This is a genomic window from Bacteroidales bacterium, from assembly GCA_022647615.1.
GTDB lineage: Bacteria > Bacteroidota > Bacteroidia > Bacteroidales > UBA932 > Egerieousia.
In genome coordinates this window covers 965404-977521 of record JALCKZ010000001.1, presented here as the reverse complement: position 1 = coordinate 977521, position 12118 = coordinate 965404, and the positions used below count along the sequence as shown (strand labels likewise).

General features: G+C 42.8%; 6 protein-coding genes and 1 pseudogene. 3 read left to right on the top strand and 4 right to left on the bottom strand.

Features of this window, described 5'->3' with window-relative positions:
* Window positions 1-67 precede the first annotated feature (67 nt).
* The 3 genes from nifJ (at window position 68) to ftcD (ending at window position 5677) form a co-directional block, all read left to right on the top strand.
* Window positions 68-3595 (top strand): pyruvate:ferredoxin (flavodoxin) oxidoreductase, encoded by a 3528-nt coding sequence (gene nifJ / locus LKM37_04240; GenBank protein ID MCI1720218.1) that lies wholly within the window; start codon window positions 68-70, stop codon window positions 3593-3595.
* 199 nt (window positions 3596-3794) lie between these two features.
* Window positions 3795-4571, top strand: a complete 777-nt coding sequence (locus LKM37_04235; protein ID MCI1720217.1) for an MBL fold metallo-hydrolase — start codon at window positions 3795-3797, stop codon at window positions 4569-4571.
* A gap of 2 nt (window positions 4572-4573) precedes the next feature.
* Window positions 4574-5677: a glutamate formimidoyltransferase gene (ftcD, locus tag LKM37_04230; protein ID MCI1720216.1), complete on the top strand. Its 1104-nt coding sequence runs from the start codon at window positions 4574-4576 to the stop codon at window positions 5675-5677.
* Here the strand turns inward: ftcD and LKM37_04225 are convergent, their stop codons facing one another.
* From LKM37_04225 to LKM37_04210, 4 genes and pseudogenes are all read right to left on the bottom strand, one after another.
* Complete coding sequence (locus tag LKM37_04225) at window positions 5678-8014, bottom strand: hypothetical protein (protein ID MCI1720215.1); 2337 nt, start codon at window positions 8012-8014, stop codon at window positions 5678-5680.
* On the bottom strand, window positions 7989-9407 hold the full coding sequence (locus LKM37_04220; GenBank protein ID MCI1720214.1) for a peptidylprolyl isomerase: 1419 nt from the start codon (window positions 9405-9407) through the stop codon (window positions 7989-7991). Before LKM37_04220 ends, LKM37_04225 begins: the two co-directional genes overlap by 26 nt.
* A 137-nt stretch (window positions 9408-9544) precedes the next feature.
* Window positions 9545-10986, bottom strand: a pseudogene (gene guaB / locus LKM37_04215) (IMP dehydrogenase).
* Between the two features lie 253 nt (window positions 10987-11239).
* Window positions 11240-12049 carry a transposase gene (locus LKM37_04210; GenBank protein MCI1720213.1) on the bottom strand — a complete coding sequence of 270 codons (810 nt, stop codon included), beginning with the start codon at window positions 12047-12049 and terminating at the stop codon, window positions 11240-11242.
* Window positions 12050-12118 lie beyond the last annotated feature (69 nt).

The window sequence follows — 12118 nt, the reverse complement described above, 5'->3', positions numbered from 1 at the left end:
TTAACTCTAATAAATGACTACCTTTGAACCTCAAATTTGTAAGAATTAATAACACTAATTTTTTGATATGGCAAAAGAAAAACAATTTATTACCTGCGATGGTAATCAGGCTGCCGCACATGTAGCCTATTTGTTTAGCGAACTTGCTGCTATTTACCCTATTACCCCGTCATCACCAATGGCTGAGCACATAGACGAGTGGGCAGCATTTGGAAGGAAAAACTTGTTTGGAGAGACTGTCAAGGTCATAGAGATGGAGAGCGAAGGCGGTGCGTCCGGAGCTGTTCACGGTTCTCTGCAGGCCGGAGTTCTAACTTCTACATTTACAGCATCCCAGGGATTGCTGCTTATGATTCCTAACATGTATAAGATTGCAGGTGAAATGCTTCCTGCTGTATTCCACGTTTCAGCAAGAAGTCTTGCAACTCACGCTCTTTCCATTTTTGGAGACCAGCAAGACGTTATGGCAGTAAGACAGACCGGTTTCTGCATGCTTGCTTCCGCAAGCGTACAGGAGGCTATGGACCTAGGAGCCGTTGCCCATCTTTCTGCAATTAAAGCTTCCCTTCCGTTTGTTCACTTCTTTGACGGATTTAGAACCTCTCATGAGATTCAGAAGATAGAAGTTCTTCCGGAAGATGAGCTAAAGAAGATGGTAAGTACCAAGGCTTTGGCAGCTTTCAGAAAAAGAGCTCTTAATCCTAACGCTCCCGTTACAAAGGGAACCGCTCAGAATTCAGATGTTTACTTCCAGGAGACTGAAGCCAGAAACCCTTATTACACAGAGGTTCCAGACATCGTAGCAAGATATATGGGAGAGATTGGAGAGGTTTGCGGCCGCCATTATCTTCCTTTTGACTATTACGGAGACCCTAAGGCTGAGAATATTATCATCGCGATGGGTTCTGTAACAGACACCACAAGAGAGGTTGTTGATTACCTTGTAGCAAAGGGAGAGAAAGTCGGAGTCATTGTAGTTAGACTTTACAGACCATTCTCTGCAAAATATTTCTTAAGAGTTCTTCCTAAGACTGTAAAGAAAATTGCAGTTCTGGATAGATGCAAAGAGCCGGGATCTGTCGGCGAGCCTCTATATGAAGATATTAAGACTACCCTTGCTGAATCTGCTAACAAGATTAAGATTGTTGGCGGACGTTACGGTTTGTCATCTAAGGATACTTCTCCGGCGCAAATTTTTGCAGTATTTGACAACCTTAAACTTAAGGAGCCAAAGAACTCATTTACAATTGGTATCGTAGATGACGTTACATTCTTGTCATTGCCTCAGAAAGAGGAAATCCCTATGGCAAGAAAGGGTACTTATGAGTGCAAGTTCTTTGGACTTGGTTCAGATGGTACCGTTGGCGCAAACAAGAATACTATTAAGATTATTGGTGAGAGCACAAAGAAATATTGCCAGGCTTACTTTGATTATGATTCAAAGAAATCAGGCGGTTACACTTGCTCACACTTAAGATTTGGAGATTCTATCATCCCTGCACCATACTTGGTTTCAACCCCAGACTTTGTTGCTTGCCACGTTCCATCATACTTGACAAAGTACGATGTTTTAAGAGGCATCAAGAAAGGCGGCACATTCTTGTTGAACAGTTTATGGGATGCAAATGAGACTTGCAAGAGACTTCCGGATTTCATTAAATACCAGATAGTTAATAAGAAACTTACATTCTACATCATCAATGCAACTAAGATTGCAGAGGAGATTGGACTTGGCGGAAGAACCAACTCTATTCTACAAAGCGCATTCTTTAAGATTGCAAACATTATCCCTTATGAGGATGCTGTTAAAGAGATGAAGAAGATGATTGAGAAGAGCTACGGCAAGAAGGGTGAGAACGTTGTCAAGATGAACTATGCAGCTGTTGACAGAGGCGTAGAGTTTGAGAAAGTAGAAATTCCATTTGAGTGGAAGAACATTTCTCCTTGCAAGTTTGTCCCTGATTCTTACAAGCGTATGGCTCCGGATTGGGTTAGGAAAGTTGCAGATCCTGTTAACGCACAATGCGGCAATGACCTTCCTGTCAGCACATTCGTAGACTTCCCCGATGGCTGGATTCCTGCAGGAACCGCATCATTTGAGAAGAGAGGAGTTGCTACTCACGTACCTGAGTGGAATCCGGAGAACTGTATCCAATGTAACCAGTGCGCATTCATCTGCCCTCACGCTGCTATCCGTCCTTACTTAATGACTGAGGCAGAGGCTGCTAAAGCTCCAAAGGGTTTGAAGAAAGCACAAGGCAAGGCTAATCTAAAAGATTACTTCTTTACAATGCAAGTAGATCCTGCGGATTGTACAGGTTGCGCAAACTGCGCAGATGTATGTCCTGCAAAGGAGAAAGCTCTTGTTATGAAACCTGCTGAGACTCAGCTTGGTGAGCAGGCTAACTTTGAATATCTTCACAACAAGGTTGGATATAAAGATACTGTTGCTCCTAAGGGCGCTAACCCTAAGAACTCTCAGTTTGCTCAGCCATTGTTTGAATTCTCAGGCGCTTGCGCAGGTTGCGGCGAGACTCCTTATATCAAACTTATCACTCAGATGTTTGGAGACAGAATTATGGCTGCCAATGCAACAGGCTGTACATCAATCTACAGCGGTTCATTCCCATCTTCTCCTTATTGCAAGGACAAGAACGGTCACGGTCCTGCATGGGCTAACTCATTGTTTGAGGATAACGCAGAATATGGTCTTGGCCAGAGACTTGGCTTTGTAAGATTAAGAGAAACTCTTGTTAAGAGAGTAGAAGAGGCTATCGCTGATGCAAAGACAGGTGCGGAAGTTAAAGAGCTTATGCAGAAATGGCTGGACAATAAGGATAATGTAGAGGTTGCTAAAGAAGTTGCAGCTAAGCTTATCCCTATGATTGAGGGTTGCAAACACCCTGCATGCCAGGCAGTTTATGAATACAAAGATTGCTTCATTCCAAGAAGCCAGTGGATTATCGGCGGAGACGGCTGGGGATATGATATCGGTTACGGCGGACTAGACCACGTTCTTGCTTCAGGCGAGAATGTAAACGTTCTAGTTGTTGATACTGAGGTTTATTCCAACACAGGCGGCCAGTCATCCAAGGCTACTCCTGCAGGTGCAGTTGCTAAATTTGCAACCAGCGGCAAGAAGATTAGAAAGAAAGACCTTGGAATGATGGCTATGAGTTATGGTTATGTATATGTTGCCCAGGTTGCAACAGGTTCTAGCCAAGCTCAATATCTAAAGGCTATTCAAGAGGCTGAAGCACATAATGGTCCTTCATTGATTATTGCTTATGCACCTTGTATTAACCACGGTCTAAAGGCCGGAATGGGTCACAGCCAGCTAGAGGAGAAGAAAGCTGTAGAGTGCGGTTATTGGCACCTATACAGATTCAATCCGGATGTTCCTGCCGGCACAAATCCGTTCACTTTGGACAGCAAGGAGCCAGATTGGAGCAAGTTCCAAGACTTCATCAAGGGCGAGGTTAGATATGCATCTCTTCTTAAGACCTTCCCTAAGGAGGCTGAGCAGTTATTCTCTCTAACAGAGGAGTTTGCTAAGCTGCGTTATGATGGTTACAAGAAACTATCAGGCAAATAGCCTATAAGTTTTAATATTTAAAAAGGGCGTTCCAAACGGGACGCCTTTTTTATTTCCACAAGAATCTGTCGGGAGCTATAAAAGCTATTTTTTGGAAATTCATTTTTTAATGTTTAATTTTATAAAAATGAAGGAGCAGATTTTTTGGCTCCCGACAGATATTAAAAGCAACCTTAACTTACATTAAATACTTTCAGAAATGGGAAACAGAGTACACAATTCTTTTTACACGCCAATGGGGCTGGTTGACGTTGAGTACCTTGCTCACGGTTCAATTCATATTGACTGGGAAGGGATGCAGATTTACGTAGATCCGTACAGCGCCGTTTATGATTTCACCGGCGCTCCCAAAGCAGATTTAATACTTATAACACACGCTCATACAGATCACTATGACTGCAGGGCTATAGAAAAAATAGCAACTCCTCATACAACTTTTGTGGTAAGCAAAGGAGTTGGGACATGCCTGGATAATGACCTGCCTTCACTGCACTTGAATCTGGATGATAACAAGCTTAACGTTGACGCCGGGACCACGCTTGAGAACATGAAAAAAATAAACAAGCTTAAACACTGCAAGGTAGATGTGCTTAAAAACGGAGACAACGTAGCATCCAGGGGGTTAACAATTTATGCAGTGCCGGCATACAACATTAAAAATCTCAGAAGCAACGGGAAACCATTTCATATTAAAGGTGAAGGGAACGGATATATAATGGACATGCAGGGGTTCAGACTTTACTTTGCAGGTGATACAGAGATGATTCCGGAGATGAAAGAAATCAAGAACATAGATATTGCCTTCATGCCAAAGGAATCCCCTTTCACAATGTCGGATGAAGAATTTGTAAAAGCAGCAAACATGATTGGACCCAAGAATTTGTTCCCGGTTCACTATGTTGATATTGACCCTAAAAAGCTTGCAAAAGAGACAAATACAGGTATTTGCTTGTACGTTAATGGTAAGCAGTACTAATCATGAGAATCATAGAATGTGTGCCTAATTTCTCTGAAGGGAGAGATAAGGTTGTTATTGAAAAGATTGCCGCATCAATCAGAGAATGCGGCGTGAAGCTTCTTAATGTTGACCCCGGAGATGCCACAAACAGAACGGTTTACACTTATGTAGGCGAACCGGAAAAGGTTATCTCCGCTACTTTCAATGCTATCAAAACTGCTCAGCAGCTGATAGATATGAGCAAGCAGCATGGAACTCATCCCCGCATCGGAGCGGCGGATGTAGTGCCGCTTGTACCGGTGAGTGAAGTCACCCTGGAAGAGTGCGCAGCTTATGCGCGCCGGCTTGGCCGAATGGTTGGAGAAGAGCTGGGGATACCGGTATATTGTTATGAGTCAGCCGCTTTTACTCCCGACAGACAAAACCTTGCAGACTGCAGGGCAGGAGAATATGAGGGAATTAAGGATAAGCTGGCGGACAAAAAGTGGAAGCCCGATTTTGGCCCAAACGTTTATAATGAGACTGTTGCACGCAGCGGAATTTCCGTCATAGGAGCGCGCGATTATTTAATTGCAATCAATTTTAATTTAAATACCCCGGATGTTGCTGTAGCAAAAGAGATTGCAGGAGAGGTGCGGGAGAGCGGACGCAAAATAAAAGTGCCCGCCGGCAACAGCAAAAAAACACAAGAAAGCGGCAAAGAGATAAAAGAAACCGGAAGGAATAATAATGATTTTATAATTAAAAGAGTTCCCGGACTGCTAAAAGGATGCAAAGCAATCGGCTGGTACATAGATGAGTACAAGATAGCGCAAGTTTCCATGAACGTAACAAACATCAGCGAGACGCCGGTGCATATTGCATACAAGAAAGTTTGCGAGTGCGCGCAAAAGCACGGGGTTAAAGTTACGGGCTGCGAGCTGATTGGACTTGTGCCTAAGAAAGTGATGACCGCAGCGGGAGAATATTTCTTCTACAACAACACGGCAGCTGTAGAGTCAGCCGCGCGTCACAAGAAGCAACCCACTGAGGGTGAACTTATTCAAATGGCTATCAAAGGATTTAACTTGAATGATGTTAAACCTTTTGACCCATCAAAGAATATTATTGAAAATCTCTTGTAATTACTTTACAAGTTTCACCTTTTTACCACTTGCAGGTTGAGCATTCTCAACATCCGCAGGTTTTGAATTTTGAATATCAGTTGGTACAACTTGTTTATTATTAGAAGTTTTGCGTGCCTGTTCTTCTGCCGCCTGCTTGGCCTCCGCAGCGTTTTCCGCAGCAATTTTTTTGTTGATGGATTTGATTAGCGCGGTTATAGCCTCGTATGATTTTAGAAAATAAATTTTAGTCTGGGGATAATCCGGGAACGCAATGCTGCTTAGCCTTCCCCTCTCCGATGGGTGTACCTTCCTGTCAGTCAGCTCCCAGCGGCTGCGCGGCATTTCAGAAATTCTCCAGTTGAAATTCTTAAGACGTTGCTTATCTATCGCGAGCTTATAAGTTGGCCGCACATCACTCTTTAAATCCTCCACATATTTTATGCGCTGAATTTTTCTGTTAATTATATGTGCGGAGAGAATTTTACTCTCCTTCTGGTTCATCAAAGTGATTGCGCTGTCCCTCTCTTTTAAGAATAAAAGCGCAGATGCTCCGCCAAGCGCGTCAAATCTGTAAACGTCATTATCCTTAAAATATGCAACCATCTCCGTGCTCTTAATCTGGTCAAAATGAATGGAATCCTCTTGCGAAATGATGAATGCGTTCTCAATCAGATTCCCTTTGTAAATTGTATTATTACGGATAGAGAGCTGAATGCTGTCTGCGGTAAACTGGTTCTTATCTTCATTCCACAGAGCCGGGTTTGAATAAAATCTTGCTATGCTGTCTATCCCTGTATAAACCAGAGAATCACACTTTCCGCGCAAATCGCTCTTGAAAATTTTCACCTTATGGTACGCATCCATAAACATAACTTTGGATGTATCACCTGCTGCTATTAAAGCTTTCTTTCTTGCCGTTGCCAGACTGTCCTTTCTAATTTTATCCAGCCGCATCTTCACCGCACTACCCACAGTATCAGGCTTTTGCTGCTCATCATTTTCAAGCTGTCCGTTTGGATTATTTAATCCGTTTAAATTCTTTTTACCTGCCGCAGCACCGGCATCACGCTTCATTTCCGGCGCCGAGTTTTCACGTACATTATTTGTTCTGCCTCCGCCTGAATCATTGTTCCCGGAGGAACTTAATTTATAACTGTACGGATTTACAAAAGTGCCCAATAGCTTCTTATTTTTCTTGTATGCTGCAAGGTATTGAGCATTAAGAGAATCCACCTGTATCATAGGGTCTCTGTCAGCAAGCATCTTCCTCTCCCAGCACTGCTTGACTGTATTGGTGTCAATGTCACACCTGCGGAACACTCTCATTTTCAAAGTATCCGCGGCAAGGAACAAAGTATCAAGCTTATAAATCGGCTGCCGTTTTAAAGAATCATAGCCGCTCTTCTCCTGGGAGTACATTGCGGCAACAGGCTTCTCAGTCATTATTGCGCTCATGGGTTTTCTATTGTAAATTCCTCTGTCGCCCATAAGTATCGCAGAATTTGCCGTGTCCTTAATCTGCACATTACCAAACATTTCCGCGTTTCCTGTCTTGCGAAAATAATTTATGATGTTGCCCCAAACCTCCTGATCTTTTGTTGCAATGTAGTTGTCTTTTTTGAATGAGAGCATCCCTGTTTTTGTCAGATAATCTCCATCATTTGTGTAAAGAGTATCTCTCTCTTTCCATGCGGTAGTATGCATTCCAAAAGTCGCAAGTTCCGCCGGAGAATTATAAGTAGCCTGGTCACTGCGCACATAAACTGAGTCTGAAAACATCTGCACATCTGTGTAAAATGCAAACTCTTTCTTCCCTGCATTATACGTTCCGGAACTTCCTTCTATGATATCTCCCTTGCTGTCCCTCAAACATCCGCCGTTGTAAAACGTTGCTATACTGTCCTTTGTGTTATAATCCAGAAACTTGGTTTTAAGCTGGTCTCCCTTTCTATTATAAAGCTGAACAATCTGCCCGCGAAACTGAGCAAGATTTTGGTCAGAAAGATAAGTAAGCTGGTCGCCGACAAGATATGTTGTTTGCTGTATTATTTGGACATGTCCCATTGCATCAATGACATTGGTGACAACATTCCAAATTGCAGAATCGCAAAGCAAGTATGTGTTATTGTGGTAAAATCTGGCGGGTCCTATAACTTTCCTGTAGACTCCGTTCATGTTATCAATCAGAGCTGCAGACCTTGCATCCAGAAGTCTGACCAAAGAGTCCCTATCTCTATTCTTCTGAGCATAAGCGCTATCCGCTGCCGCGCCGTTTAATAAAACTGTCGCGATGCAGAACAAAAAAAGAGAGGGGAAAAACCTGAAATATTTATTTAATCCACCCGCTGCTTTCAAACGGACAGTCTTTAAACATGTCATCAATTCTAATGTAAGTGGACTTTTGCTTCTCAGCTACAAACTCCTTAATTGCTTCCGTTTGCCTATCCTGATTTGCAATATTCTGAATTACAGTAAAGTCATCTTTTGCATTTGCAGTATGAGAAGGAATTATCTGGTCCAATCTTATTATCTTGTAAATAGTGTGTCCTACACGAGTCTCATTATCAGCAGATTCAAACGGTGCAGAAATATCGCCCACCTTCATATCTTTTAGCACGTTATAATCTGCCGGCTTCAGCTGGTCCTTCTCAAAATAAGTGCTTCCGCTATTTTCATCTACCATCTGGCCGCCGTTAACTCTTGTCTTGCTATCCTGGGAATAGAAGCGCGCAGCCTTCTCAAAAGTAATGCTGTCCTGCTGAACTTTTGTCCTTATGCTGTCCAAAGTTTTAAATGCCTTATCCCTGTCAGCTGTTGTGTACCTGGGCTTTAGAAGGATATGACGCACATTGAACATATCACCATCCTTCTCAATCATTTGAATAAGATGGAAACCATCCGGAGTCTCAACAATTTGAGAAATCTGCCCCGGCTTTAGAGCCATTGCCGCATCTGAAAATGCAGGCCAATAAATATTTTTTGAAGCCATCCTCAGCTCACCGCCGCGCAACGCACTGCCCGGATCCTCTGAATAAAGTGCCGCAAGCATGGAGAATTTTTCTCCGTTAAGAACCCTCTGCCTGAACTCCAAAAGTTTCTCCTTCACAGCCATAGTTGCCTGTTCCTTAGAAGGATACAACACTATCTGGCTAAGCTTGTATTGAGTAGAAACTATAGGAAGAGAATCTTTGTCAACTTTCTTATAAAATCTTTTTACCTCAGAAGGTGTAAGCTCACCGACAGATCTCATCACTTGCTGCTGCTCTTGCTGAGTAAGATTCTGCTCATTCAAAATCGCTCTCCAATCTTCCTTCAGCTTAAAAATAGGTTTCTTAAAATAAGCCTCAGTCTCCTTCTCTCCGCCAAGCTGAGTCATAACTTTATCCAGCCTTTCATTTAGCTCAGACTCAACCTGATCCGGACGTACGTTCAAACTGTCCAGCTTTGCCTGATTCAAAAACAATTTTGCAGAAAGCATGCCCTCTAAAATCTGGCAGCGCATATTTTTGTCAGATGTAACTCCCTGAGCCTGCATCATTTGCACCTCATCCTCCAGCTGGCTCAACATAATAGGCTCATTGCCTACTATAGCTACGGTCTTGTCAATCAGACCCTTCTTATACACCTGCGCCTGCGCCGTTCCGCTAGCACCAAACAATGCCGCAGCAAAAACAACAGCAAGCCACAATGCTCCGCTTTGCCTGCTCTTTAATAACCCCTTGCAAAAAACTTTAAGAACCTTATTCATATAAAATATTTGTATTCAACTTATTATCCCGACAGTTATTATCTCCCATCAATTTTTATACTCCTTATTAACTGCTCGCTTCTATTCCTCTCTATACTATAATATTTCTGTCGTGAGTCAATTAATTATTGTTCCTTTTACCTGCTGTAATTAGGTGCTTCTCTTGTGATTGTCACATCATGCGGGTGATTTTCAATCACACCTGCAGAAGTAATTCTTACAAAGCGCGCATTTCTAAGCTCCTCAATATCAGCAGCTCCACAATATCCCATTCCAGCTCTCAAACCGCCGGCCAGCTGATAAATAACCTCATTCAACATTCCCTTGTAAGGCACCTGAGCCACAATACCTTCCGGAACCAGCTTCTTCACATCATCTTCCATATCCTGGAAATACCTATCCTTTGAACCTTGCTGCATAGCCTCCAAAGAACCCATGCCTCTATAAGATTTAAACTTCCTGCCGTTCAAAATGATAGTCTCGCCCGGAGATTCCTCAACTCCTGCAAACAAAGACCCTGCCATAATTGTGCTTGCACCTGCGGCCAGAGCCTTAACCATATCACCTGAATAACGGATACCGCCATCTGCAATTACAGGTATTCCTGTGTTTTCCAATGCCTTAGAAGCCAGCATGATAGCAGTCAGCTGCGGAACTCCGACTCCGGCAATCACGCGGGTTGTACAGATAGAACCCGGCCCTATTCCTACCTTTACAGCGTCTACTCCGCACTCAGCCAATGCCTTAGCGGCTTCTCCCGTTGCAATATTACCCGCAACTATTTGCAAATGAGGGAATGCCTTGCGCACAACCTTGATAGTATCCAGTACGTGAGTAGAATGTCCGTGCGCCGTATCAATGCAAATCGCATCAACTCCGGCAGCCACCAGCATCTCAACTCTCTGCATGGTATCTGACGTAACTCCCACAGCAGCAGCAGCTAGCAGTCTTCCCTTAGAATCCTTGCTGGCATTAGGGTTATCCTTTATCTTTGTAATGTCCTTATAGGTGATAAGTCCCACAAGAACGCCCTGTCTGTTCACCACGGGTAATTTTTCTATTCTGTATTTCTGCAAGCAGTCTTGTAGCCTCGTCCAAATCTGTACGCGTTGTTGTAATCAAGTGATCCTTAGTCATCACCTTGCTTATAGGCGTACGGGAATTCTCTACAAATCTCAAATCTCTGTTAGTTACAATTCCAATCAAGTTTCATATTAGAATCCACAACGGGAATACCGCCTATGTGATTCTCACTCATCAACTTGCGTGCATCGCCAACAAGCGCGCTCTCGTGAATAGTTATAGGGTCGAATATCATTCCGTTTTCCGCCCTCTTTACCTTGCGCACGCTCTCCGCCTGCTTCTCCTTGCTCATATTCTTGTGAATCACGCCAATACCTCCCTCCTGAGCAATGCTGATAGCAAGATTGGAATCAGTAACGGTATCCATTGCAGCAGAAACTATCGGGACCTGCAACGTAATATCCCTTGTAAACTTACTGCTGATATTCACCTCCCTAGGAAGCACAGAACTGCGCGCCGGAATCAACAACACATCATCAAAAGTCAATCCCTCCATGGCAATCTGCCCGTTAGGATTCGCCGCCTCAATAACCTTATTGGCCGCAGCAGCACCAGCTTTAGAATTAGACCTTGAATTAAGCTTAGAATTGGAATGATTAGATTTCATACGCTTTTTTTTGAAGTTGCGCAAAGATAATAAAAACCTTGTTGTGGCACAACTTTGCAAAACGCCCTCATTATCAACCCTTCCCCAAACATCGCTCCCCCGTTTCCAACATAGCGCGCTTTTATAACACCCTGTCTTTCAATTATTTTTGCAAAGTTGTGCCACAAATCTTTCTTATCCTATATCTAGAATCCTTAACCATGCTGGCAATCTGGCTTGTAGTTCCACCAACGTTTTTATATAAATGTACTGCAAGTTCATCACTTTCTCTTAGTGATAACTCACCCAATCTCTTACCATCAAAATGAGCATCAATGTACCCCTGTGCAGCCCTCATTAACTCTTGAAAAGGCAACTTATTCCATGCGCTACGTCTGCTCTTATATTTTTCTCTTAACCCGGACGGAATAGCATTAATATAATTTACAAACTCATTTTTATCTTTAAACTTGCTATCAATCAGCGAAGTATCAATTTCTACATATTTAAGAATTCGAGCTCTAACTACATCTTTACATCCAAAATGGACATGTACTGAACTCCACTTATAATCACAGACATCATCACACATGCCTGCTGCAATTGGATTCCTTAAAATATAAGCACAGTTATACAACAGATTCTCCTCCGTCACTTTTGGATAACTAATAAAGGGAGAACTAAAAAGGCTTCCAGATTCACCATATCTTTTATTATGCCACAAGCTGTACCGCGGCAAGAATTGTTTCATTAGCTTTGTAATAGACTGACTCTCAACCATTATATGGCAATGGTTTGTCATTATGCAAATCTCCATCAAAGTGCTCCCCGTCTTTTCAAGTGCATTGCCCAAAAATTCCAGCAACTTAATCCTATCCAAATCATCAAGGAAAACCACATTTCTATTATTCCCTCTAAACGCCACGTGATGAATTCCGGACTGCTCTCTTTTCTCTCCTCTTTTTCTTTTCATAATCCCGATAGTTTTTTACTTGTTTCAGTTTTGCAATATACAACCATAAAAGCCTGATGTCAAGCCAAT